Source organism: Mycolicibacterium sp. XJ2546 (assembly GCF_053483195.1).
In genome coordinates this window covers 90,483-113,428 of record NZ_JBEFRW010000010.1, presented here as the reverse complement: position 1 = coordinate 113,428, position 22,946 = coordinate 90,483, and the positions used below count along the sequence as shown (strand labels likewise).

The following is a 22,946-nucleotide window of genomic DNA, read 5'->3' as shown; positions in this document are numbered from 1 at the left end:
GCCGAAAGACCTGAGCGCAATACTGTCCGATATGCCCGAAGTATCCGAAGTATCCGCACTGCGGCGCGGTCGACCCGATCGGTAGATCGTGTCTGCAAGGGACGGCCCACCGGTGCACCGAAACTGGGACGCCACACTTCTGGACGGGACGCGCATCGTGCTCCGCCGCTTGACGTTCCGTGATGCTGACGCGGTCATCAACCTCTACACAACGCTGAGCGACGATGAGTGCTACTTCCGCTTCTTCACAGTCCACCCAGCGCATTTGACGGATTGCGCCCTGTCCATCGTCGAACAGTCCGAAAACCGATACGCGCTGGGCGCCTTCGATGAGGCTGCACTCCTGGGCGTGGCCAACTACATCCGGTGCGAGGACGCCGACGATGCCGAGATTGCGATCGTCGTCGCGCACAACCAACATCGGCGCGGAGTCGGTACCGCACTGCTTCGACAACTCGGGCAAATCGCCGAAGACTCCGGTGTGCGCCATCTGATCGCCGACGTCCTGGCCGAAAACCACCTGATGCTGAAGATGATGTCGGAATCCGGGTTGTCGTGCACCAGACACCTCGACGGTCCGGTGATGCATGTCGTCATCGACCTGAGGAAAGTGGGCGGATAGGCGGAGTGCGATGACGCCGCGGTTACCCGTGCACTATTCGAAGACCGAGCCGTCGAGGCCGGTCACCACTTCGGACAGCGGGCGCCGAGGAGTCGCCGGTAGCGGGTCGGCGTTGACCGGCGCCCATCCCACCCGCAGCAACATCTGCGGATAGGCGCTGTCGCCGAAAACGTCGCTTCGCACGGCTTCTCGCGTTTCGGGAAACTCCAGCGGTTCGGTGATCGGGCAACTCGAGAGCCCCAGCGCGGTCGCGGTCAGCAGGACCAAACTGGTGGCCTCACCGGCGCGCAGTCGCGACAGGCTGCTGTCGTCCATCGTGCCGAGAGCCAGCACCACCGCGCTGTCGTCGGTCGGGTCGGCGTCTTCGGGTTGGGCCAGAGCGGGCCCGGCGAACACGCGCCCGGGGATCGGCGACAACGGATCCGACGGCGGCGTGCTTCGCGCAGGGACGCCGGACACGGCGGCGTAACGCCCAGTCCAGGTGGCCAACTCGGTGAGGTAATCCTGGTCGAGCGCGTGCCGCCAGGCCGCCTCCGCGACGACGCCCTGCAGCTTCGGCAATGCTTCGACCTGTCGCAACACCACGCCCGCGCGGGCTGCCCGCGCACCCATCAACGTGATATCGGCCGCCGGCACCGGCCACCAGCTGTAGAGCCGACGGTCGGTGCGCCTGCGCGGTATCGCGGCCGCGAGCGCCACATCGAGTTCGGTGGCGGTGTGCCGCTGCACTTCGATGCTGGCCAGATGGTCCGGCTGCAGCGGATCCGGCAGCCGGTTGACCTTCGCCTGCCAGCCCAGCGCGGCCAGCGCGATCACCGTGTGATGCAGCGCCGCGCCGCAGCTCAGCAGCAAATCACGGCTGTCCGGGTCGGTGTTCGGCAGGTGCCGGCTGGTGTCGGCATACAGATGCAAGCTCGTGGCACCGACCCGCCACCGCCAGGGCTGGGTATTGTGGATCGACGGCGCCCTGACGCCCAGCGACAAGACCGTGTGGATCGTTCGATGATCCGGCAAGCGGGTACTCATGCCTCCAGCATCGCCCGGCCCGCAAAGGTAGGCAAGGGAACAAAGTCACTGCGGACTGGGGACTTTTTCGACGCGCAGCTGCGCCAGGCACAGATCGGGTTCGACGAACGGTTCGAGCTTCTCGACCGTGACGGGTGCGTTCCACGCCTCCAACGCGCCGCGCATCAGCCCGAGGTGCACCGGGCAGACGACGTCAGTGCTGTGCTCGGCCAATTCGAGGAACGGGCAGTGCCGCAGGTCCACCCGGCGCTTCCCGCCGACCGTGCGTAACCGCGGGGCAAAGCCGAGCTCATCGAGGAACTTGACGAGCCGGCGGGCCGACTGGTCCGCGCTGACCACGGTGCGGCCGTCGCGCTGGCTGATTCTGCGGGCCCACGCACGCCCGGCGGCGGCCGCCTTGTCCGCCGCGTTGCGCTGGCCGGCCAGGCTGAGCAACAGAACTTCGGCGAGCACCTGATAGCGCCGCGGACCGCCGGGGTCCATGCCGTGTACGGCGCGAAACATCGACGGCGGGCGGCCCGGCCCGCGCCGCTCGGGTTCGACCTGTTCGGCGCGGCCGTCGGCGACCAGCGTGTCGAGGTGAAACCGGACCGTGTTGGGGTGCACGTCGAGCTTGTCGGCGATCGCGACGATGCTCATCGGCTCGTCGGTGGCGCGCAGTGTCGCGAGCACATCTTCGCGACGACCGGCAGACATGCCCGGAAGTTTATCCAAGTTTACTCGTAACAACGAAACATCGGGAAACCGGGCTCGAATGTGGGTTTGTGGGACGCCGTCGAGCCTCAGCGCGTGGCACAACCCCACACTCGCCGGGCAGAGGCCGTGGCGTCACCAGCCGCGGCGTTGCGGATGCGATCCGACCAACTCGCCCTTACCCGCCACGTCGCGGCTGCGGTACACGATGTAGGGGCGGAACAGATAGGCGATGGGTGCGCTGAACACGTGTACGAGCCGGGTGAACGGCCACAGGCAGAACAGCACCAGCGCGATCATCACGTGGATGTGGAACCACAACGGCGCGGTGACCATCAAATCCCCACGGGGCTGCAGAATCCAGATGGACCGGAACCACGGTGACACCGACTCGCGGTAATCATGTTCGGCGCCAACGGGTGTGGCCCCGATCAGCGTGCAGGCCAGTCCCGCCACGATGGCCAGCACCAGCACCGCGTACATCACCTTGTCGTTGACCGTGGTGGCCAAGAACACCGGGCCGGTGGTGCGCCGCCGGTACACCAGCAGCGCGATGCCGCCCAGCGTGGTGATCCCGGCGATCGCGCCGAGCACCATGGCCTGCAGATGGTAGACGTGGTCGCTCATCACCAGGTCAGTCCACGACTCGGGGATCACCAGGCCGATGATGTGCCCGACGATGACCACCAGGATGCCGAAGTGAAACATCGGGCTGCCGATGCGCAACAGTCGCGATTCGTAGAGCTGTGACGATCGCGTGGTCCAGCCGAACTTGTCGTAGCGGTACCGCCACCATGTCCCGATGGCGACGACGGCCAGCGTCACGTACGGCACCACGTCCCAGAAGATCACCCAACCCGACATGTCAGCGAGCTCCTTCGGTAGCGCTTCCGCCAACACCCGCCCGACGGGGCGGCACGGTCAACGTGAACGGTTCCAGCCCAACGGCTTCGGCGGGCGGACCGGCCTCGGCTAGCCGCTGGGCGCGCTGGGTCTCCCGGTCGGTGGGGTGCGGCAGCGTGGTGCGCACCGCGGCGACGGCGGGTGCGTACGGCGAACCGGTGTCGTGAAGCGACGTATAGAGCACGTCGATCGGGACGCGGTGCTCCACCAGGAGACGACGCCCGCTCACCGGGTCGACGGTCGCGGCGAACTCCAGCACCACCGGAAGGTAGTCGGGGGCTTCCTTGCACGGCGGCGCTACGCCAGCATCGCGGTACGCGGTGTTGAACGCCAGCATGTGTTGGCCGCGGTTGCGAGTGTCGCCGGCGGTCCAATAGGTCAGATACATTGTCGAAGAGCGCCGCATGTCGAAGGTTTCGACGTAACGGGCGGCCGCGGTGGTCGCATCGGTGTGCCGCAGCGCCGCAGCGGTGCGGCCGAGCAGCGTCGCGGCCGGGTCACCGATGTGCGCCAGCAGTTCGTCGACGGTGTGCAGACGCTCGAAGCACCGGTCGTCGGGATAGCACAGCAGCAACGACGCCGCCTGCCATACCAGCCGGTCGGTCAACGTCGCCGAATCCGGTTTGCGGCCCAGGAGCTTCATTCCCCGCCCCCTTCGCCGGGGAACAGCCCCGACGGCACCCCGCGACCGTCCCAGTTGAGCAGGTTCACCCGCGAGGGTCGATCGGCGTTGGCGGCCATACCGTCGGCGGTCTGGCGGTGCTGCAGGGCGTGAAAGGTCTCGACCGCGACCGGTACCGGCCCGCCGCTGGCCTCGCCGAACGGGCCCGATTCATACATGCCCGGGCCGCCTTCGAATGACAGCGAGCACCCGAGTTCGGACTCTTCGGGCGGGTTCTGCTCGTCGACGGCGTAGGCGGTCGGGATGACGTAGCGCTCGTCATATTTGGCCAGCGCCAGCAGCCGGTACATCTCGTACATCTGTTCCTCGGTCATCCCGACCGATTCGGGGATATGCGGCTGGGTTTCGCGGCCGAGGTTGATGTCGCGCATATAGGAGCGCATCGCGGCCAACCGCTGCAGCACACCCTCCACAATGTCGGTGTCCCCGGCAGTGAACAGCCCCGCCAGGTATTGCATCGGGATGCGCAGCGCCTCCAGCGCGCCGAACAGGTTGCCGAGTTCCTCACCGTCGTGGCCGTCGCGGGCGACCGCGTCGACCACCGGCGACAGCGGCGGGATGTACCACACCATCGGCATGGTGCGGTACTCCGGGTGCAGCGGCAGCGCCACCTGATACTTGTGGATCAGCGCGTATATCGGGGAACGTTGCGCGGCTTCGATCCACTCGTCGGAGATGCCTTCGGCGTGTGCCCCGGCGATCACCTCGGGGTCGTGCGGGTCCAACAGGATCGACTTCTGCGCCTCGTAGAGGTCGGTGTCGTGTTCCACCGTGGCGGCTTCCAGCACCCGGTCGACGTCGTAGAACACCACACCGAGGTAGCGCAGCCGGCCCACGCAGGTCTCCGAGCAGACGGTCGGCAGGCCGACCTCGATACGCGGATAGCAGAACGTGCACTTCTCGGCTTTGCCGGTCTTGTGGTTGAAATACATCTTCTTGTAAGGACATCCGGACACACACATCCGCCAGCCGCGACAGCGGTCCTGGTCGACGAGCACGATGCCGTCCTCGCTGCGTTTGTACATTGCGCCCGACGGGCACGACGCCACGCAGGACGGGTTCAGACAGTGTTCGCAGATGCGCGGCAGGAAGAACATGAACGTCTGCTCGAGTTCGAGCTTGATGTCTTCGCTGACCTGTTTGAGCACCGGGTCGCCGGGCACGATCTCCGGTGATCCGCCGAGGTCGTCGTCCCAGTTGGCCGACCACGAGATGTCCATCGGTTCACCGCTGATCAGGCTGCGCGGTGGGGCGACGGGCATCTGGTCCGACAGCGGCGCCGACATCAGGTTGTCATAGTCGTAGGTCCACGGCTCGTAATAGTCCGAGATGTTCGGCATCTTCGGGTTGGCGAAGATCCGGAACAGTTTCGACAGCCGCCCGCCATCACGCAACCGCAGCCTGCCCTTGCGGTCGCGGATCCACCCGCCCCGCCAGCGTTCCTGGTCTTCGTACTGTCTCGGATAGCCCTGCCCGGGCCGGGTCTCGACGTTGTTGAACCAGACGTACTCGGTGCCGGGACGGTTGGTCCATGCCTGTTTGCACGTCACCGAACAGGTATGGCACCCAATGCATTTGTCCAGGTTCATCACCATGGCCATCTGCGCCATGACCTTCATCTGATGCCTCGCTCTCCACGTTTCGCTTGGCGCACTAGAAGACCACCTCCTGGCTTCGCCGCCTCACGACGGTCACTTCGTCACGCTGATTCCCGGTCGGTCCGAGATAGTTGAACGCGAACGCGTTCTGTGCGTAGCCGCCCGCCAGGTGGCTCGGTTTGATCAGCAGCCGGGTCAGCGAGTTGTGGATACCCCCGCGCTTACCGGTCGTCTCGGACAGCGGCACGTCGATGGTGCGCTCCTGGACGTGGTACACGAACACCACCCCGTCGGGCATTCGATGGCTGACGATCGCCCGACACACCAGCACGCCGTTGCGGTTGACGGCCTCCACCCATTCGTTGTCTGCCACACCGATTTTCGCGGCGTCACCGGGGCTCATCCACATCGTCGGTCCACCGCGCGACAGCGACAACATCAACAGGTTGTCCTGATACTCGGAGTGAATCGACCACTTGGAGTGCGGCGTGAGGTAGCGCACCGTCAGGCCCACCCCCTCCGAGCCGATCTGCGATTCGCCGAACAGCCGGTTCATGTCCAGCGGCGGCCGGTAGATCGGCAGCTGTTCGCCGAGTTCCTCCAACCAGTCGTGGTCGAGGTAAAAGTGCATCCGACCGGTCAGCGTGTGAAACGGCTTGAGTTCCTCGATATTGACGCTGAACGGCGCGTACCGCCGGCCACCGGTTTCACTGCCCGACCACTCCGGGCTGGTGATCACCGGCACTGGGCGGGCCTGTGTGTCGGCGAAGGTGATTCGGCGCTCCTCGCTGCCCTCCGCCAGGTGCGCCAGCCGACGGCCAGTACGTCGCTCCAGGTCACGGAACCCGTCCACGGCGAGGCGACCGTTGGTGGTGCCCGACAACGCCAGGATCACCTCGGCCATCCGCTCGGCGGAGGTGACCGCCGGCCGTCCTTCGGCGACACCGGAGTTCATCACACCGAACTTGGCGGCGAGCTCGTCGACCTCCTTGTCCGGGTGGAACGTCACGCCCTTGGTGGTCAACCCGAGTCGGTCCACGAGCGGCCCCAGCGTCAGCCATTTGTCGATGACGGCGGGGTAGTCCCGCTCGACCACCGCCAACGGACCCATCGTCTTGCCCGGCACCGGGGTCTCCCCGGTTTCGCGCCAATCATGTTCGGTGCCACCGGGATAGGCCATCGCACCGGGTGTGTCGTGTTGCATGGCGCCCATCACGACGTCGGTGCGCTTCCCGAGATGTTTGGCCGCCAGCGCGCTGAACGTCCGCGCGATCGCCCCGAACGCCTCGTAGTCGGACCTGGTCTCCCACGGCGGGTCGATGGCGGCGTTGAACGCATGCACGTACGGGTGCATGTCGGTGCTCGACAGATCGTACTTTTCGTACCAGGTGGCGGCGGGAAGCACCACATCCGAGAGCAACGTGGTCGATGTCATCCGGAAGTCGATCGACATCAGCATGTCCAGCTTGCCCTCGGGGATGTCCTCGGTCCAGGCAACACCGTTGGGGCGCAAGTTATCCGGCGCGGGATCGGCTTGCAGGTTCGAGTCGGTGCCCAGCAGGTGGCGCAGGAAGTACTCGTTGCCCTTGCTCGACGAGCCGAGCAGGTTCGAACGCCAGACGCTGAGCACCCGGGGCCAGTTCCCCGGGTTGTCGGGGTCGGTGACGGCCAGCTTGAGCTCGCCCGACGCCAGTTGTTGTGCGACGTAGTCGCCAATGTCCTGTCCGGCCTCGCGCGCATCGTCGGCCACATCCAGGCAGGACCGGTCGAACTGCGGGTAGAACGGGCTCCACCCCATCGCCGACGCGGACGCCAGCACATCCATCGTGTGGCGATCTTTGAACCTGCCGCGCCCGGTCGGGCTGGCCAGCGCGTCGGCGCGGTAGCCGTCATAGCGCCACTGGTCGGTGTGGACATACCAGTACGACGTGCCCGGCATCTGCCGCGGCGGGCGCGACCAGTCGGTGGCCATCGCCATCGTCGCCCACCCGGTGACCGGCCGGCACTTCTCCTGGCCGACATAGTGCGCCCAGCCGCCACCATTGCGGCCCATCGACCCGGTCAGCAGCAGCATCGCCAGCACCGCGCGGTAGGTCGCGTCGCCGTGGAACCACTGGCAGATCCCGGCGCCCATGATGATCATCGACCGGCCGCCGGACTCCTCGGCGTTGCGGGCGAACTCCTTGGCCACCCGAATCGCCTGGGCCGCAGACACTCCGGTGATCGACTCCTGCCACGCTGGGGTGTAGGGGTGCACGGGGTCGTCGTAACCGGACGGCCACTGTCCCGGCAACCCCGGCCTGACCACCCCGTACTGCGCCAGCATCAGGTCGAACACCGTGCACACCAGGTGCTCCCCTACCCTGCGCACCGGCACGCCACGCGTCAGCGTGGCTGCCTGCCCGTCGATGCTGTCGAAGCGCGGCAGCACCACCTCGGCCACCTCACCCTGCTCACCCGGTGCGGGCGCGACGGTCAGCGCGGGTGCCACCTCACCGAGATCGAGGTTCCACTTCCCCACGCCGTCGTCGCCGTAGCGGAAGCCGAGCGAACCGTGCGGCACCACGACCGTGTCGGTGACACCGTCGAGCACGACCGGTTTGAACGCGGCGTTTTCCCGGTCGGAGAACCCTTCGCCCAGGTCGGCGGCGGTGAGGTTCTTACCGGGCACCAGCGCGCCGTCGCGCTCCTCGAGCTTGACCAGGAACGGCAGATCGGTGAACTTCTGCGCATAGTCGACGAAGAACGGAACACGTTTGCGCACATAGCATTCGGTGAGGATCACCTGCCCCATCGCCATGGCCAGCGCACCGTCGGTACCGGCGACACAGGGCATCCACTCGTCGGCGAACTTGGTGTTGTCGGCGTAGTCCGGGCTGATCGCCACGACCTTGGTGCCGCGGTAGCGCACCTCGGCCATCCAGTGCGCGTCGGGGGTGCGGGTCACCGGGACGTTGGAGCCCCACATCATCAGATAGGCCGCATCCCACCAGTCACCGGACTCCGGCACGTCGGTCTGGTCACCGAACACCTGCGGTGAGGCCACCGGCAGGTCGGCGTACCAGTCGTAGAACGACGTCATCACCCCGCCGAGCAACTCGATGAAACGCGACCCGGCCGCGAACGACACCATCGACATCGCCGGGATCGGCGAGAACCCGGCGACCCGATCCGGGCCGTACTGCTTGATCGTGTGCACGTGGGCGGCGGCGATCATCTCGGTCGCCTCGGCCCAGCTGACCCGCACCAGCCCGCCCATCCCGCGGGCCCGTTGGTATCGGCGTCGCCGCTCGGGGTCGGACTGGATGTCGGCCCACGCCAGCACCGGATCGCGCAGGCGCGCCTTGGCTTCCCGGTACATCTCGACGAGCACGCCGCGCGCGTAGGGATAGCGCACACGGGTCGGCGAATAGGTGTACCAGGAGAACGCCGCCCCGCGGGGGCATCCGCGCGGCTCGTACTCGGGCCGGTCCGGGCCGACCGAGGGGTAGTCGGTCTCCTGGGTCTCCCAGGTGATGATGCCGTCCTTGACGTAGACCTTCCACGAGCAGGAACCCGTGCAGTTGACGCCGTGGGTGGAGCGAACGATCTTGTCGTGGCTCCAGCGGTCGCGGTAGAAGACGTCGCCTTGACGGCCACCGCGTCGGGTGATGGTGCGCCCGTCGGCGGAGACCTCGCCGGGGGTGAAGAAACGGCCGCTGCGTTCGAGGAGTTCCTCGATCCGGCCGCCGGTGCGCGGCGGTGTGGTGGTCATTGGGTGGCCTCCTTGCGGGCTGCCGTCGGTTCGTGCGCGTGTAGCCGAAGCGCGGTGTAGGTGAACGCGACCAGCGCTGTGGCCACCAGCAGCACCAGCCCTGTCGAGTAGTCGTTGTCGACGTGGTCGTAAGTGGCGCCCATCACCAGCGGCGGGAAGTAACCGCCCAGACCGCCTGCGGCGGCGACGACGCCGGTGACCGAGCCCACCGACTTCGCAGGCGCCCGCAGGGCGACCCAGGCGAACACGCCGCCGGTGCCGATACCGAGGAAGACCGCCAACGTGATGAAGGTCGCCGCCGACCACACGTCCGGCGGCGGCTGGAACATCGCGATGAACGCCAGCAGTGCGGTCCCCGCGAACGACGTCAGCACCACGTATTTCGGTCCGAACCGGTCGGCGAGCACGCCGCCGACGGGGCGGGCCAGCACCGCGGCGAGCGCAAAGCCGGCCGTGCGCGCGCCCGCGTCGACAGCCGAGAAACCGTAGATGGTCTTGATATACGTGGGCAGGTAATTGCTGAACGCGACGAAGCCGCCGAAAACCACCGCATACAAGAACGACATCTCCCACGTGACGCGTAGCTTCGCGGCCGCCGTCAGCTTCGGCAGCACCTTGTCGGTGTTCGGCACGAACGTCGGCGAGTCGTGCATGGCCACCAGGCACAGCACCGCGGTCAGCGCCAACGCCACCGCGATGATGACGTGGGTGGGAAACAGCCCGAACCAGCCGACGAACCGCGGAGTGAAGAATGCCGATAGCGCGGTGCCGACCATGCCCATGCCGAACACGCCCGTCGCGAAGCCGCGCCGCGACGCCTCGTACCAGTTGTTGGCGAACGGGATGCCGACGGCGAAGATCGTGCCGGCGATGCCGAGGAAGAAACCGCACACCAGCAACGCCGGGTAGGAACCGGTGGCCCCCGCCGCGCCCACCGCAAGCACCGGAACGATGGACGCCAGCGAAATCGCGATGAACATCACGCGACCGCCGAACCGGTCGGTGAGCGAGCCGATGACGATCCGGCCCAACGATCCGACCAGGATCGGTGTCGCCACGAGCATGGACGCCTCGGTGCTGCTCAACGACAGCTCCCCGGCATATGACGTCGACAGCGGGCCGATCATGTTCCAGGCCCAGAAGTTGATGGCGGAGACCCACGTTGCCAACGCCAGGTTGACGATGCGTTGTGCGCCGGCGTTCGGCGTGGTCGCCGTGTTCACCATCCCAGACAACCATCGAATGCTGAACTCAGTACCGTTTTGGCGTAAACCGATGTGGCCCTAGGAATCAGAAGATCGCCTAGCTATCGCGTACCGCATGGACCCGGACGGTGGTGAGCAGGTGGTACATCATCGCCGCGAACGTGCAAGCCCATGCTGCCAGCGCGATCCAGATCTCGACACCACCGATCGCTGCCACCACCGGCAGCTGATCGGCCTGCCCGAGGTAGAGCGAGCCCACGCCGTACATGCCCAGCGGGAAGATGACGCTCCACATCGTCGCGTCGTAGCGCAACGGGATCTTGTGGATGAAGTGCCGCCAAATGCCCCCCGCGATCAGCGGCGGGATCAGCCAGCTGCCGAAGGCCCAGAAGGTCACCGACGCGCCAGCGATGAGGCCGCGGGTGGCAGCAACCATTGGGGCATCGGCCATCTCGACGATTCGAGCCCCGGCGAGCACGGTGATCGCGGTGGCGCCCATGGCCACCCAGTACGGCGGGGTCAGATCTTCGGGCAGGAACGGGTACAGCATCACCCGGACGATGACGAGCACGGCAACCACCGCGTACAGGAACACCCCCACCGACCAGGAGAACACGGCGATCAACGCCAATTCCCGCTGGCCAGAACCGAGTTGGGGCTGTAGCACCGCGGCCAGCACCGCGACGGACTGGCTGGCGACCACCCAGATGAACCACGCACCGTTGGCGACGTGCAACGTCGGGCGCAACCGGTGCCCGAGGACCGCGGTCCACGGCACGACGTAGCCGAGGACCACCCAAGCCACCACCGCGACGACTAACAGCGTCAGCGCGGTCCGGTAGTGGGCGTCGAGGGCCAGCCGGGCGCCGAGCACGTTGGTGGCCGCGACGAACGTGAACATGCCGAACCCGCGGCGCGGGTCGGCGAGGTCGGCGCTGAACTCGGTGCGGAAGGCCAGAACGCGCGCCAAGCTCAATACGACGAGAATCGCGTAGGCGATGCAGGTGAGCCACAGCAGGGCGACCGAGACGGCGTCTGCGGCCTTGTACTGCATGGCGATCGACACGATCCCGGTTGCCATGACCAGCGCGAAATAGCCGGGGTGCAAGGTCCGTACGGCCTTGCGCACACCCGATTCCGGCTGCGTCGGTGTCGAGCTCCGTTTCGACATGCGCACCTGAGCCTAACGACCTTGCCGGGCCGACCGCGGCAACGGCGGCCACTGGCGTTGCGCCGCGCGGCGGGCCATGCTGGGCATTGGCTGAAGGAGATGATGTCAGTGCGGTTTCGCGTCGCCATCGTGTCGGTTGTCCTCCTGGTCGCAGGAATGCTCGCGGCGTGCGCCGAGCAGACCGGTGAACCCAACGAGCAGGGCCAACCGCAGCCCGCGGTGTCCGGCTCGGTGTGGGTCGCCAACGAGGGCGCCGACAGCCTCTCGGTCGTCGACGCCGCCACCGATGCGGTCGTGATGACGATCGAGGGCGTCAAGGCACCCCACAACGTTCAACTGGGTTCCGGTGGGGACATCGCCTATGCGGTGAGCGGCAGTACCAACACGGTGGTCGCGATCGACGCCGCGGCGTATGCGGTCAAGGCCGTGGCCCCGACCGGGCCTGCGCCCGCGCATGTGATCGAGGCCCCGAACGGCAACGTGTATGTGACCAACGCCGGAGACGGCACGGTGTCGGTCTATCGGGGTGCGGAGTTGACGCCCGTGGCCACCATCGACGTGGGCGGTATGCCGCACGGACTTCGGGCGGCGGCCGACGGTTCGGTGATCGTCGTCGCCAATATGGAAGGCCGGCTCGATCTGATCGACCCGACGACCCATTCGCGCACCGGCTCCGTGCCGGTGGGCACCGAACCGGCACAGGTCGGCGTCTCCGCCGACGGCCGCTACGTCTACAGCAGCGTCAGCGAGCCCCCGAAGGTGGTGAAGGTCGACCTGACCACGCAGAAGGTGGTCGGCAGCACGGACGTTCCGACACCGCCGGTGCAGGTGTACTTGAGCGGCGAGGAAGACGCGGTGCTGAGCGCCAACCAGGGAACCGCCGAAACGCCCGGCCGTACCGTTTCGGTGATCGACACCGAGACCATGACACCGCGGGCGGTCGTCGAGGCCGGATCAGGGCCGCACGGTGTCGTCATCGAAGACACGGCGACGCGGGCCTGGGTGACCAACACGTTCGACGACACGGTGTCGGCCATCGACCTGGACGAGGCGTCGGTGACGGCGACCATCCCGGTCGGCCACGAGCCCAACGGCATCAGCTATTCGCCACGACCACCCGCGCCGGCGTCCGCACCCACCACGACCTTGAACCTGCCCGCACCCGAGCAACCGTCCGACCACGGCCATGGGCACTAGGCCGGATGGGCGCTACTCGCGGTCGCCCCGCACGGCTCGGGCGGCGGCCCGGATCTGCGGCGTCACGAGCATCACCTGACCCAGCACGCCGTTGACGAAACCCGGTGAGTCATCGGTGGACAGGTGTTTGGCGAGCTCGACGGCTTCGTCGACGGCCACCGGTTCGGGCACGTCGTCGGCGTGGAGCAGTTCCCACACCGCAACCCGCAGGATCGCGCGGTCGACGGCGGGCAGCCGGTCCAGGGTCCAGCCCTGCAGGTGCGCCGAGATCAGGTCGTCGATGTGCGCGGTGTGCTCGGTGACGCCGCGGGTCACCGTCACCGTGTACGGGTTCAGCGGTGCGACGTCGGATTGCTTGTCCGCCAAGGCATTGCGCGCATCGGCGGCCTCGGCCGGGGTGATGTTGCGCGCTTCGGCTTCGAAGAGCAGGTCGACGGCGCGTTTGCGGGCCTGATGCCGCCCACGGTCGGGTCGACCAATCTGGCCGGAGTCGGGCCGACCAATCTGGCCGGCGTCGGGCCGATCAGGCATTCACCCTGCCGAGGTAGCTGCCATCGCGGGTGTCGATCTTGAGTTTGTCGCCGGTGTTGATGAACAACGGCACCTGGATCTCGGCGCCGGTTTCGACGGTGGCCGGCTTGGTGCCCGCGCTGGAGCGGTCGCCCTGCAGCCCGGGTTCGGTGTGGGTGACCTCGAGTTCCACCGAGACCGGCATCTCCAGGTACAGCGGCGTGCCGTTGTGGAAGGCGATCTGCACCGGCATGCTTTCCAGCAGGTAGTCGGCGGCGTCGCCGACCATCGACTCGGGCAGCGGATTCTGTTCGTAGTCCTCGGAATCCATGAACACGAAGTCGGAGCCGTCGCGGTAGAGGTAGGTCGCATCACGGCGGTCCACGGTCGCGGTCTCGACCTTGACGCCGGCGTTGTAGGTCTTGTCGACGGTCTTACCGGACACCACGTTCTTGAGCTTGGTCCGCACGAAAGCCGGGCCCTTGCCGGGCTTGACGTGCTGGAACTCGACGATCTGCCACAGTTGGCCGTCGATCACCAGGACGAGGCCGTTCTTGAAGTCGGCGGTCGTTGCCACAGTCGGTTGTACTCCTGTTCAGAGGATGGCCAGTTCCTTGGGGAACCGGGTGAGCAAGTCGGGTGTGCCCGATTCGCCAACGACGAGCGTGTCCTCGATGCGGACGCCGCCACGGTCGGGCAGATAGACACCGGGCTCCACGGTCACCGCGGAACCAGCAAGCAGTGTACCGGCGGACGCCGCACCGATTCCCGGCGCTTCGTGGATCTGCAACCCGACGCCGTGGCCGAGGCCGTGGCTGAAGTTGTCCGCATAGCCGGCGTCGGCGATGACCTGCCGCGACGCCGCGTCCACCTCGCGCAGCGACGTGCCAGGGACCAGGGCCTCGCGCCCGGCGCGCTGCGCCGCGGCGACCAGGTCGTAGATCTCGCGCTGCCAGTCCGCGATCGGCCCCAGCACGAAGGTGCGCGTCATATCGGAGTGGTAGCCGCTGACCAGGGCACCGAAGTCGATCTTGACGAAGTCGCCGGCCGCCAGCACCGCGTCGGTGGGCCGGTGATGCGGGATCGCCGAGTTCGCCCCGGCAGCCACGATGGTCTCGAACGAGGGGCCGTCGGCGCCGTGGTCCAGCATCAGCGATTCCAGCTCGCGGCGCACCTCCTTTTCCGTGCGGCCCGGCCGCAGCCCGCCGCGCTCGACGAGGTCGGCCAGTGCGGCGTCGGCTGCCTCGCATGCCAGCCGCAACAACGCGACCTCACCGGCATCCTTCACCTCGCGCAGCCCTTCCACCGTGCCCGCCGCCCGCACCAGTTCGACGTCGTCGCCTGCCGCGTCGGCCAGCGCGGTGTGCGCGTCCACGGTCACCACGTGGCTTTCGAAGCCCAGCCGGCGCACCCCGTCGGCGGCGGCGCGGCGCGCCAGGTGCGGTCCGCATGCCCGGTCGATGACGATTTCGGCGTCGGGGACCTGCTGGGCGGCTTGGGTGCGGTAGCGCCCGTCGGTGGCCAGCACCGGCGCTTCTTTGTCCACCCGGACCAGCAGCGCCGCGTTGGATCCGGTGAAGCCGGCCAGGTAACGCACGTTGACCAGGTTCGATATCAGCATGGCGTCGAGGTCTGCGGCGGCGAGCCGGTCACGCAACCGGGCCCTGCGCTGTGAAATAGTCACAGCTGATGAAGCTACTCGCTAAGGTGAACCCCCATGAGTAAGTGGTTGCTGCGCGGACTGGTGTTCGCGGCCCTGATGGTGATCGTGCGATTGCTGCAGGGAGCGATGATCAACGCGTGGGAAACCAAGGCCGGTTTGATCAGCGTCGTGCTGGTCGTGCTGTACGCCATCGCGGTGTTCGTGTGGGGGGTGGCCGACGGCCGCGCCGACGCGAAGGCCAACCCCGATCCGGACCGCCGCGGCGACCTGGCGATGACGTGGCTGCTGGCCGGCCTGTTCGCGGGCGTGGTGAGCGGGGTGGTGGCGTGGTTCATCTCGCTCTTCTACCAGGCGCTCTACGTCGAAGCGTTGATCAACGAGGTCACCACGTTCGCGGCGTTCACCGCGCTGCTGGTGTTCGTACTGGCCATCGCCGGCGTCGCGCTCGGGCGTTGGCTCGTCGACCGCAAGGCCGACCAGACCCCGCACCTGCGCCACGGCGATGACGACCGCGCGGACACCGACGTGTTCGCCGCCGTCCGCGCCGACGACACCTCCGGGGTCCAGACCAGCGAAGTGCGCCGTGAGGACCAACCCTGAGCGAGGCTGATCGCCGCCCGCTGTGAACCCGGACGAGTTCTGCACGTCCGACCAGTGGAGCGTGCTGTCGTCGGCGGCCTCGAATTCCCAACTCGCCGGGGTCCTCGGCGGGTTTCTGATCACCGCCATCGCCCTGCTGTTCGACAAGAACACCCGCGAAGGCGTGCACACGCTGGCGTTGTTCTCCTCCGCCGTGCTGGTGTTGATGCTGGACAGCTTCCTGTTCAGCCTGATCACCGGAACCCAGGTGCCCGACGGCGCCCGACGCGCCACGTGTGCGATCGCATGGACGCAGGGCGCGGTGTCGACGGGGATGCTGGCCGCAGGCGCGGTGGCGTTGTTCGGCGGACTGGGCTGGATGCTGGCCAGCCACGCCGTCAACAAGGTCACCGACCAGGACGCCGACGACGTCCGCGCGTATTGCTTCATGGCCGAACTCGGCGGTTGGCTGACGTTCGCGGCCGCGATGACGGCGACGTTGATCGTGTCGGAAACGTCGATCGACTATCTGCGGTTCATGTTGGGCCACCGACCCGCGCCGTGGATCGAGGGCACCATCATCGTCGCGTGCGCGGTGTTCATCGTGGCCGATTTCGCGCTGGTGTCGCTGCGCACCCGGGCCTTGCGGAAGTCGTTGTCCAACATCGCCGAACCCACGCTGCTCGAGTTGCGTTCGATCAAGTTCGCGACGGTCGGGACCGTCGTGCTCGCGATCGGCGGGTCGTGGTTGGCGGTCAGCTTGGCGCGCATTCCCGACGACTGGCTGACGGCCCCACGCTTCGTGATCGTCGTGTGCGTGCTTCTGCTCACGCTGGCGCTGCCGACGATCATCTCGACCGCGATCTGCTATTCGGTGCCCAGCACCGCCGAAGGTCCTTCGGCATCCAGGCTGGCCAGGTACCGCAGGGCGAGCGCGTAGCCCTGCACGCCCAAGCCGACGATCACACCGGTCGCGACCGCGCTGAGGTAGGAGTGGTGCCGAAACTCTTCGCGTTTGTGCACATTGGAGATGTGCACCTCGATAAGCGGCGCGCGCAGCTCGGCGCAGGCGTCGCGCAACGCCACCGAGGTGTGGGTGAGCGCCCCGGCGTTCAGGATCACCGGATCACCGGCGTCGGCGGCGGCATGGATGAAGTTCAGCAGCTCGGCCTCGCTGTCGCTTTGCCGCACAACGGCTTTGAGATTGAGCTCCGCGGCCTCGCGTTCGATCAGCGCCACCAGATCCTGGTAGGTGGTGCTGCCGTAGACGTCGGGTTCGCGACGGCCCAGCCGGCCGAGGTTGGGTCCGTTGAGGACCAGGACCGTGGTCATGGGCGTGCTCCCTCCGCGATCTCCGAGTACGCCGCGGCCAGCAGCGACGGATCCGGGCCCTCCAGGCGGCCCGGCTTTGCGAGCCCGTCGAGCACGACGAACCGCAACACACCCGCGCGGGTCTTCTTGTCTCCGGCCATGTGCTCCAACAGCTGCGGCAGCGCATCGGGGTCATAGCTGACCGGCAGCCCCAACGCGGTCAGGATCGACCGGTGCCGATCGGCGGTGTCGTCGTCGAGACGCCCGGCGAGCCGGCCCAGTTCGGCGGCGAACACCAACCCAACCGATACCGCGGCACCGTGGCGCCACTGGTAGCGCTCGCGGCGTTCGATGGCATGCGCCAGCGTGTGGCCGTAGTTGAGGATCTCGCGCAGTTGCGATTCTTTCTCGTCGGCGGCCACCACCTCGGCCTTGACCGCGATCGCCCGCCGGACCAGTTCCGCCAGCACCGCGCCCTTCGGGTCCAACGCGGCCTCGGGATCGGCCTCGATCAAGTCGAGAATCACCGGGTCGGCGATGAAACCGGCCTTGACGATCTCGGCCATGCCCGCCACCAACTCGTTGCGCGGCAACGTTTCCAGGGTGGCCAGGTCGACGAGCACCGCGGCAGGCTGGTGGAACGCCCCCACCAGGTTTTTTCCGGCGTCGGTGTTGATGCCGGCCTTGCCGCCGACCGCGGCGTCGACCATGCCCAGCAGCGTGGTGGGCACGTGCACGATGTCGATGCCGCGCAGCCAGGTGGCCGCGGCGAACCCGGCGACGTCGGTGGCCGCTCCCCCGCCGAGGCTGACGATCGCGTCCTTGCGGCCGATGCCGATGCGGCCGAGCACTTCCCAGATGAACCCGACTACCGGCAGGTCCTTGCCCTTCTCGGCGTCGGGGATTTCGATACGGTGCGCGTCGATTCCCTTGTCGGCCAGCATGCTTCGGATCGCCTCTGCGGTCTGCGCCAGCACCGGCTGGTGCAGGATGGCAACCTTGTGCCTGCCCTGCATCGTCTGCTCGAGTTCGTTGAGCAGACCGGTCCCGATGATCACCGGATACGGCGGATCGACGTGCACATCTACGGTCACGGGTTCAGTCACGGTTGGCCTTCGGGTTGCGAGCGGCGAGCGTCGCGGGCGACGGCGGCGCGGCGGTGCTCGGTTCGGCGGTCAGCGACGACGGTCCGCGTCGCCACGGCGGGCGGCGCCGTCGGCGCGGCGGAGGGGGTGCGTCGGGATCCTCCAGCCGGGTCACGATGTAGCGCACGACCGCGCCGGGATTGCGCCGGTTGGTGTTGACGCGCATGGTGGCCACCCGCCGGTAGAGCGGAACACGTTGGGCCATCAGCGCTTTGAATTTCTCGCTGCGGTCACCACCGGCCAGCAGCGGACGCACCGTGCTGCCGCCGGTGCGGCGCACCCCCTCGGCGGCGCTGATCTCCAGGTAGATGACCATGTGGCCGTTGAGCGCGTCGCGCACCCCTGCGGTGGTGATCGCGCCGCCGCCCAGCGACAGGATGCCGTCGTGGGTCTGCAGCGCGTCGCGGATGACCTCTTCCTCGATGCGGCGGAATTCCTGCTCGCCGTTAGTGGCGAAGATGTCGGCGATGGTGCGTCCGGTCTTCTGCTCGATCGCGACGTCGGTGTCGAGCATCGTGAGGTCCAGCGCCTTGGCGAGCCGGCGTCCGATGGTCGACTTACCCGAGCCGGGCAGGCCGACCAACACCGCTTTGGGAGCCATCAGCCCGACGCCTGCACCGGCGGCGCGGACGGTTCGCGGTCCCGCACCGTGCGCAGGTAGTTGTCGATGTTGGCCCGCGTCTCGGTCAGCGAGTCGCCGCCGAACTTCTGCAGCGCCGCTCGCGCCAGCACCAGGGCCACCATGGTCTCGACGACCACCCCGGCGGCCGGTACCGCGCAAACGTCCGAACGCTGGTGGATGGCGACGGCCTCGCCGCCGGTGGCCATGTCGACGGTCGCCAGCGCGCGCGGCACGGTGGAGATCGGCTTCATCGCCGCGCGCACCCGCAGTGGCTGGCCGTTGGTCATGCCGCCCTCCAGGCCGCCGGCCCGGTTGGTGGAGCGCACGATGCCGTCGGCGCCGGGATAGATCTCGTCGTGGGCGGCGCTGCCGCGGCGGCGCGCGGTCTCGAAGCCGTCGCCGATCTCGACACCCTTGATCGCCTGGATGCCCATCACCGCGCCCGCCAACTGGCTGTCGAGCCGGCTGTCGCCGCTGGTGAACGAGCCCAGACCGACCGGTAGGCCGTGCGCCACCACCTCGACGACGCCCCCGAGCGTGTCGCCGTCGCGCTTGGCGGCCTCGATCTCGGCGATCATGGACTTTTCCGCCTCCTCGGCATACGCGCGCACCGGGCTGGCGTCGATGGCGGCCAGATCCGACATCTGCGGCGGCGGACCGTCGTAGGGGTCCGATGCTCCGATGGAGATGATGTGGGACAGCACGTCGATGCCGAGGGCCTGCTTGAGGAACTGCTTGGCGACGGTGCCTGCGGCGACGCGGGCCGCCGTCTCGCGGGCGCTGGCGCGTTCGAGCACCGGGCGAGCGTCGTCGAAGCCGTACTTGAGCATGCCGGCGTAGTCGGCGTGCCCGGGCCGCGGCCGGGTCAGCGGCGCGTTGCGCGCGGAGTCTTCCAGCTCGGCCGCGTCGACGGGGTCGGGCGCCATCACCGTCTCCCACTTCGGCCATTCGGTGTTGCCGATCTGGATCGCGATCGGGCCGCCCAGCGTGACGCCGTGTCGCAGCCCGGCCAGCATGGTGACCTGGTCCTGCTCGAACTTCATCCGGGCGCCGCGGCCGTAGCCCAGCCGGCGGCGGGCCAGCTGCGCGGCGATGTCCGCGGTGGTCAGCTCGACCCCGGCAACCATGCCTTCGACCACGGCCACCAGCGCGCGGCCGTGGGATTCACCAGCAGTGGTCCATCGCAACACGCAGCCATTCTCTCATGGCGATTTCGGCGCGTTTCCGGTCGCTGAGGGGGCGTTGGCGCGCCGAAATCGCAACACGGGCGTCACGCGAGCGAAACAGGTACGCGTCACAGTGTTGCGCATGGAATCCCGAACCGCATTGACCTTGAGCATCGGCGTCCTCGGTGGCCTGGCGGTGGTAGTCACCGCGGAGGTCATCACGGTGCCGATCTGGGTGGTGTTCTTGGCGTGGGCGTCGTTCTTCTTCGTCGGTGGCGCGGTCACCGGCTGGGTGCGCTCGCTGTCCTGCAACCTCGCCGGCGTGCTGATCGCCTCGGCCAGCCTGTATGCCGCGGAGTTGATGGGCGCAAGCCTGTGGGCGACGGCGTTCGCCGTGGGTGTCGGCAGCGCGCTGATGGTGGCGGTGTCCCGGGTGCCGCTGTTGTCGACGACGCCGGCGGTGGTGGTCGGGTTCGCCAGCACGGTGTCCACGGTGGCAGGCACCGGCAACACCATCACGGTGACGTCGGTGTCGCATCCCGGGCTGGTCGCCGCGACGGCGTGCCTGCTGGGCGCGTCGTTCGGGCTGCTGTCCGAATTCGTGGCCAACGCACTGACTCGTGAGCCCGCGGCGGAAGGCAGCCCGGCGTAATGAAACTGCAGCATTATCTCGGAGGCCTCGAGGGCCTGCCGGAGCCGTTGAACTTCGAGAAGCGGGTGTTCGTCGAACCGTGGGAGAAGCGGATCTTCGGCATCCACGTCGCGATGATGGGATTGTCCAACCATCTCGGCTCGGCGTTGGCGCAGTATCCGATCGACGAGGTGCCGACGGCGTTCAAGGACGAATGGACCTGGGCCAGCCTGCGCACCGGCGCCGAGGCGATGAACCCGTTCGACTACTTCAAGTTTCGTTACTACGAGAAGTGGTTGGGCGGAATCACCCAGTTCTTCATCGACCAGGGCTACGTCACCGAGGACGAATTATATTCGCGCCAAGAGCAGTTGGCCGCAGAGGGCGTGCCATCGTCGCCGGACCCCGCCCCTGCCATCGATGATCAGGTCATCGACTATTTGCGCAAGGGTGACAGCCCACGCCGCGATATCGCCCATCCGAAATTCAGTGTCGGCGACCGGGTCCGAGTCACCAACGTGCCCGCGGCAGCGCACACCCGGCTGCCCGGCTACCTCCGCACACGCGAGGGCACGATCGAGCGGATCTTCGAAGGCGACTACGGCTATTTCGTCCACACCGGCGACGGGATCGGTGATCCGATGCCGATCTACATCGTCGCGTTCGGGCCCGAGGAGTTGTTCGGAGAACGCGCCGAAGACGGCCCGCTGACGATCTACGCCGAACTGTTCGAGGCATATCTGGAAGGAGTTCGATGAGCGACCAGTTCCACTATCCGGACGACCGGGAATCCTCCAGCGCCGCTAAAGTCGCTGCACTTGAGTCACTTCTGATCGAGAAGGGGGTGATCACCGGCCAGACCGTGGACAAGGTGCTGTCCTACTTCGAGTCGGAGATGACACCGCTGAACGGACGCAAGATCGTGGTCAAGGCGTGGACGGACCCCGAGTTCGCCGCCCGCGTGGTCCTCGACACGCCCGCGGCGATCGCCGAACTCGATCTCCCCGACGGCATGGCGGGCGCGGAGGGTGAGCATCTGCAGGCCGTCGCCAACACACCCGGGGTGCACAACCTGATCATCTGCACGCTGTGCTCGTGTTTTCCGTGGCCGGTGCTGGGCCTGCCGCCGTACTGGTACAAGGATCCGGTCTTCCGGTCACGGGCGGCACGCGAGCCGCGCAAGGTGCTCAGCGAAATCGGGGTGGAGCTGCCCGCTGATACCGAGATCAAGGTGTGGGACAGCAGCGGACATTCACGCTGGTTTGTCATCCCCGAGCGTCCTTCGGGCACCGAGAATTTCACCGACGAAGAGCTGATGGAGCTGGTGACGACGGAGTCCATGATGGGCGTCGCGCTGGCGGGCAAGGCCGCGTGATGCTGCACGAGACCTGCCGGACCGACCAGGCCGCGCCGCAGTTCGATCACGAGTGGCAGCGCCGGGCGTTCGGGTTGGCGTTGGCGCTCTCGGAGTTCCGCCACTTCGACTGGAGTGACTTTCAGCAGAGCCTGATCGAGACGATCGGCCGGTGGGAGAACGCGCCGGAGACCGACCGAGGCGACTGGGAGTACTACGACCACTGGGTGGCCGCGTTGGAGAAGGTGATCGACGATCACCGACTGCTGACGGCGCCCGCGAGAGCCCACGGAGACGACCATGGCTGAGACCACACCCTTGGCCCGCACGTCGATCGGCATCGCCGGTCTGGCCGCGGCCGGCTGGCTGACCGCGACCACGTTCGTCGCGTTGTTGGTGCTGTATTTCGTCGGGCTCGATCAGGGTGCGACGTCAGTGTTCGGGTCCAGCACCGTCATCCACGAATTCGTGCACGACGCAAGGCATCTGCTGGGCTTCCCATGCCACTAGTGCAGCGCCAGCGCGGCCAGCACGCGGTCGATCTCGGCGAGGGCCTGGCGGTGGGCGGCCTTCTGGTCGTCGGCGCGGGCGACGATCATCGCGGTCTCACACAGCGCGCCGTAGAGGAAGTTGGCCAGCGGACCCGTCGGTCGCCGGGCGATGCGGCCGGCGTCGATCGCGTTGGCGATGCCGCGCTCCATCATCTGCAGCAGCGGAGCCTCCAGGCGGCGGACCTGTTCCCAGCCGATCGCCGCGGACGCGTCGAGCAGCATGATCCGCTGCAGCCCGGGATCGAGGCACTCGTCGAGAAATGCGCGGCAGCCGGCCGCGAACGCGTCCCACGGATCCTTCTTGCGGCCGTAGGCGGTCGCCACCGGCGTCATGATCTGCTCGACCTGACGGGCGAACACGGCCTCGAACAGCTGCCGCTTACCTTTGAAGTGGTGATAAACCGCGCCCTTGGTCACCTCGGCGCGGGCGGCGACCGCGTCCAGCGACGTCGCGTCGTAGCCGTCCCGGGCGAACAGTGCGCGTGCGGCGTCGACCAGCGCGGCGGTGGTCGCCTCGGTGCGCTGCGCCTGGGTGCGTCGTGCCGTGTTCGTCGCCACAGCAT

25 protein-coding genes are annotated in these 22,946 nt (G+C 67.5%); 9 read left to right on the top strand and 16 right to left on the bottom strand.

Annotated features, from left to right (window positions below):
* The first annotated feature begins 88 nt into the window (after positions 1-88).
* Positions 89-622, top strand: coding sequence for a GNAT family N-acetyltransferase (locus tag ABQE44_RS17475; RefSeq protein WP_448431043.1), 534 nt, complete (start codon positions 89-91; stop codon positions 620-622).
* A gap of 33 nt (positions 623-655) precedes the next feature.
* Here ABQE44_RS17475 and ABQE44_RS17470 read toward each other — a convergent pair whose 3' ends face one another.
* From ABQE44_RS17470 to ABQE44_RS17435, 8 genes are all read right to left on the bottom strand, one after another.
* Positions 656-1,648, bottom strand: a complete 993-nt coding sequence (locus ABQE44_RS17470; protein ID WP_448431041.1) for an Acg family FMN-binding oxidoreductase — start codon at positions 1,646-1,648, stop codon at positions 656-658.
* A gap of 45 nt (positions 1,649-1,693) precedes the next feature.
* Positions 1,694-2,344 carry a helix-turn-helix transcriptional regulator gene (locus ABQE44_RS17465; RefSeq protein WP_448431039.1) on the bottom strand — a complete coding sequence of 217 codons (651 nt, stop codon included), beginning with the start codon at positions 2,342-2,344 and terminating at the stop codon, positions 1,694-1,696.
* Between the two features lie 132 nt (positions 2,345-2,476).
* Positions 2,477-3,205, bottom strand: a complete 729-nt coding sequence (gene narI / locus ABQE44_RS17460; RefSeq protein ID WP_448391262.1) for a respiratory nitrate reductase subunit gamma — start codon at positions 3,203-3,205, stop codon at positions 2,477-2,479.
* A 1-nt stretch (position 3,206) separates the two neighbouring features.
* Complete coding sequence (gene narJ / locus ABQE44_RS17455; RefSeq protein WP_448431037.1) at positions 3,207-3,887, bottom strand: nitrate reductase molybdenum cofactor assembly chaperone; 681 nt, start codon at positions 3,885-3,887, stop codon at positions 3,207-3,209.
* Positions 3,884-5,545, bottom strand: coding sequence for a nitrate reductase subunit beta (narH, locus tag ABQE44_RS17450; RefSeq protein ID WP_448431035.1), 1,662 nt, complete (start codon positions 5,543-5,545; stop codon positions 3,884-3,886). Before narH ends, narJ begins: the two co-directional genes overlap by 4 nt.
* A 34-nt stretch (positions 5,546-5,579) precedes the next feature.
* Positions 5,580-9,278: a nitrate reductase subunit alpha gene (locus tag ABQE44_RS17445; protein WP_448431033.1), complete on the bottom strand. Its 3,699-nt coding sequence runs from the start codon at positions 9,276-9,278 to the stop codon at positions 5,580-5,582.
* The gene (locus ABQE44_RS17440) at positions 9,275-10,501 is read right to left on the bottom strand and encodes a nitrate/nitrite transporter (protein ID WP_448391390.1); all 1,227 of its coding nucleotides are present in this window, start codon (positions 10,499-10,501) and stop codon (positions 9,275-9,277) included. The genes ABQE44_RS17445 and ABQE44_RS17440 overlap by 4 nt, the downstream gene beginning before the upstream one ends.
* Positions 10,502-10,580: 79 nt before the next feature.
* Complete coding sequence (locus ABQE44_RS17435) at positions 10,581-11,654, bottom strand: tellurite resistance/C4-dicarboxylate transporter family protein (protein WP_448391258.1); 1,074 nt, start codon at positions 11,652-11,654, stop codon at positions 10,581-10,583.
* 129 nt (positions 11,655-11,783) lie between these two features.
* Here ABQE44_RS17435 and ABQE44_RS17430 point away from each other — a divergent pair, with 129 nt between their 5' ends.
* On the top strand, positions 11,784-12,851 hold the full coding sequence (locus ABQE44_RS17430) for a cytochrome D1 domain-containing protein (protein ID WP_448431031.1): 1,068 nt from the start codon (positions 11,784-11,786) through the stop codon (positions 12,849-12,851).
* Positions 12,852-12,863: 12 nt separating this feature from the next.
* On the opposite strand, the gene nusB is transcribed toward ABQE44_RS17430, so the two are convergent.
* From nusB to ABQE44_RS17415, 3 genes are read right to left on the bottom strand one after another with little or no spacing between them, the layout of a single operon-like run.
* Positions 12,864-13,382, bottom strand: a complete 519-nt coding sequence (gene nusB / locus ABQE44_RS17425; RefSeq protein WP_448431029.1) for a transcription antitermination factor NusB — start codon at positions 13,380-13,382, stop codon at positions 12,864-12,866.
* Complete coding sequence (gene efp / locus ABQE44_RS17420; RefSeq protein ID WP_448391255.1) at positions 13,375-13,938, bottom strand: elongation factor P; 564 nt, start codon at positions 13,936-13,938, stop codon at positions 13,375-13,377. The genes nusB and efp overlap by 8 nt, the downstream gene beginning before the upstream one ends.
* An 18-nt stretch (positions 13,939-13,956) precedes the next feature.
* Positions 13,957-15,045: an aminopeptidase P family protein gene (locus ABQE44_RS17415; protein ID WP_448391254.1), complete on the bottom strand. Its 1,089-nt coding sequence runs from the start codon at positions 15,043-15,045 to the stop codon at positions 13,957-13,959.
* A gap of 33 nt (positions 15,046-15,078) precedes the next feature.
* On the opposite strand from ABQE44_RS17415, the gene ABQE44_RS17410 reads away from it, so the two are divergent.
* Both ABQE44_RS17410 and ABQE44_RS17405 read left to right on the top strand, forming a co-directional pair.
* Positions 15,079-15,624, top strand: coding sequence for a B-4DMT family transporter (locus ABQE44_RS17410; protein ID WP_448391253.1), 546 nt, complete (start codon positions 15,079-15,081; stop codon positions 15,622-15,624).
* Positions 15,625-15,646: 22 nt separating this feature from the next.
* On the top strand, positions 15,647-16,543 hold the full coding sequence (locus ABQE44_RS17405; protein WP_448391252.1) for a hypothetical protein: 897 nt from the start codon (positions 15,647-15,649) through the stop codon (positions 16,541-16,543).
* On the opposite strand, the gene aroQ is transcribed toward ABQE44_RS17405, so the two are convergent.
* From aroQ to aroC, 4 genes are read right to left on the bottom strand one after another with little or no spacing between them, the layout of a single operon-like run.
* Positions 16,471-16,935 carry a type II 3-dehydroquinate dehydratase gene (gene aroQ / locus ABQE44_RS17400; RefSeq protein ID WP_448391251.1) on the bottom strand — a complete coding sequence of 155 codons (465 nt, stop codon included), beginning with the start codon at positions 16,933-16,935 and terminating at the stop codon, positions 16,471-16,473. The two genes, ABQE44_RS17405 and aroQ, sit on opposite strands and share 73 nt — an antisense overlap.
* Positions 16,932-18,020, bottom strand: coding sequence for a 3-dehydroquinate synthase (aroB, locus tag ABQE44_RS17395; protein WP_448391250.1), 1,089 nt, complete (start codon positions 18,018-18,020; stop codon positions 16,932-16,934). Before aroB ends, aroQ begins: the two co-directional genes overlap by 4 nt.
* The gene (locus ABQE44_RS17390) at positions 18,013-18,660 is read right to left on the bottom strand and encodes a shikimate kinase (RefSeq protein WP_448391249.1); all 648 of its coding nucleotides are present in this window, start codon (positions 18,658-18,660) and stop codon (positions 18,013-18,015) included. The genes aroB and ABQE44_RS17390 overlap by 8 nt, the downstream gene beginning before the upstream one ends.
* Positions 18,660-19,871, bottom strand: coding sequence for a chorismate synthase (aroC, locus tag ABQE44_RS17385; RefSeq protein WP_448391248.1), 1,212 nt, complete (start codon positions 19,869-19,871; stop codon positions 18,660-18,662). The genes ABQE44_RS17390 and aroC overlap by 1 nt, the downstream gene beginning before the upstream one ends.
* Positions 19,872-19,989: 118 nt before the next feature.
* Between aroC and ABQE44_RS17380 the strand changes: the two genes are divergently transcribed.
* From ABQE44_RS17380 to ABQE44_RS17360, 5 genes are read left to right on the top strand one after another with little or no spacing between them, the layout of a single operon-like run.
* Positions 19,990-20,499, top strand: coding sequence for a DUF1097 domain-containing protein (locus ABQE44_RS17380; protein ID WP_448391247.1), 510 nt, complete (start codon positions 19,990-19,992; stop codon positions 20,497-20,499).
* Complete coding sequence (gene nthB, locus ABQE44_RS17375; protein ID WP_448431027.1) at positions 20,499-21,236, top strand: nitrile hydratase subunit beta; 738 nt, start codon at positions 20,499-20,501, stop codon at positions 21,234-21,236. Before ABQE44_RS17380 ends, nthB begins: the two co-directional genes overlap by 1 nt.
* Entirely contained in the window at positions 21,233-21,853 is a 621-nt protein-coding gene (gene nthA, locus ABQE44_RS17370) for a nitrile hydratase subunit alpha (RefSeq protein ID WP_448391245.1), read from the top strand. The genes nthB and nthA overlap by 4 nt, the downstream gene beginning before the upstream one ends.
* Positions 21,850-22,140 carry a nitrile hydratase accessory protein gene (locus ABQE44_RS17365; RefSeq protein ID WP_448391244.1) on the top strand — a complete coding sequence of 97 codons (291 nt, stop codon included), beginning with the start codon at positions 21,850-21,852 and terminating at the stop codon, positions 22,138-22,140. The genes nthA and ABQE44_RS17365 overlap by 4 nt, the downstream gene beginning before the upstream one ends.
* Positions 22,133-22,342, top strand: a complete 210-nt coding sequence (locus ABQE44_RS17360; RefSeq protein WP_448391243.1) for a CbtB domain-containing protein — start codon at positions 22,133-22,135, stop codon at positions 22,340-22,342. Before ABQE44_RS17365 ends, ABQE44_RS17360 begins: the two co-directional genes overlap by 8 nt.
* Here ABQE44_RS17360 and ABQE44_RS17355 read toward each other — a convergent pair.
* On the bottom strand, positions 22,339-22,941 hold the full coding sequence (locus ABQE44_RS17355) for a TetR/AcrR family transcriptional regulator (RefSeq protein ID WP_448391242.1): 603 nt from the start codon (positions 22,939-22,941) through the stop codon (positions 22,339-22,341). The two genes, ABQE44_RS17360 and ABQE44_RS17355, sit on opposite strands and share 4 nt — an antisense overlap.
* Positions 22,942-22,946 lie beyond the last annotated feature (5 nt).

What these genes read in the sequence shown, in the direction of transcription:
- narI (WP_448391262.1), bottom strand. Translation starts at nt 3,205, where the DNA reads ATGTCGGGTTGGGTGATCTTCTGGGACGTGGTGCCGTACGTGACGCTG.
- narH (WP_448431035.1), bottom strand. Translation starts at nt 5,545, where the DNA reads ATGAAGGTCATGGCGCAGATGGCCATGGTGATGAACCTGGACAAATGC.
- ABQE44_RS17445 (WP_448431033.1), bottom strand. Translation starts at nt 9,278, where the DNA reads ATGACCACCACACCGCCGCGCACCGGCGGCCGGATCGAGGAACTCCTC.
- ABQE44_RS17435 (WP_448391258.1), bottom strand. Translation starts at nt 11,654, where the DNA reads ATGTCGAAACGGAGCTCGACACCGACGCAGCCGGAATCGGGTGTGCGC.
- ABQE44_RS17390 (WP_448391249.1), bottom strand. Translation starts at nt 18,660, where the DNA reads ATGGCTCCCAAAGCGGTGTTGGTCGGCCTGCCCGGCTCGGGTAAGTCG.
- ABQE44_RS17410 (WP_448391253.1), top strand. Translation starts at nt 15,079, where the DNA reads ATGAGTAAGTGGTTGCTGCGCGGACTGGTGTTCGCGGCCCTGATGGTG.
- narJ (WP_448431037.1), bottom strand. Translation starts at nt 3,887, where the DNA reads ATGAAGCTCCTGGGCCGCAAACCGGATTCGGCGACGTTGACCGACCGG.
- nusB (WP_448431029.1), bottom strand. Translation starts at nt 13,382, where the DNA reads ATGCCTGATCGGCCCGACGCCGGCCAGATTGGTCGGCCCGACTCCGGC.
- ABQE44_RS17360 (WP_448391243.1), top strand. Translation starts at nt 22,133, where the DNA reads ATGGCTGAGACCACACCCTTGGCCCGCACGTCGATCGGCATCGCCGGT.
- nthA (WP_448391245.1), top strand. Translation starts at nt 21,233, where the DNA reads ATGAGCGACCAGTTCCACTATCCGGACGACCGGGAATCCTCCAGCGCC.
- ABQE44_RS17470 (WP_448431041.1), bottom strand. Translation starts at nt 1,648, where the DNA reads ATGAGTACCCGCTTGCCGGATCATCGAACGATCCACACGGTCTTGTCG.
- ABQE44_RS17465 (WP_448431039.1), bottom strand. Translation starts at nt 2,344, where the DNA reads ATGTCTGCCGGTCGTCGCGAAGATGTGCTCGCGACACTGCGCGCCACC.
- ABQE44_RS17380 (WP_448391247.1), top strand. Translation starts at nt 19,990, where the DNA reads ATGGAATCCCGAACCGCATTGACCTTGAGCATCGGCGTCCTCGGTGGC.
- nthB (WP_448431027.1), top strand. Translation starts at nt 20,499, where the DNA reads ATGAAACTGCAGCATTATCTCGGAGGCCTCGAGGGCCTGCCGGAGCCG.
- aroQ (WP_448391251.1), bottom strand. Translation starts at nt 16,935, where the DNA reads ATGACCACGGTCCTGGTCCTCAACGGACCCAACCTCGGCCGGCTGGGC.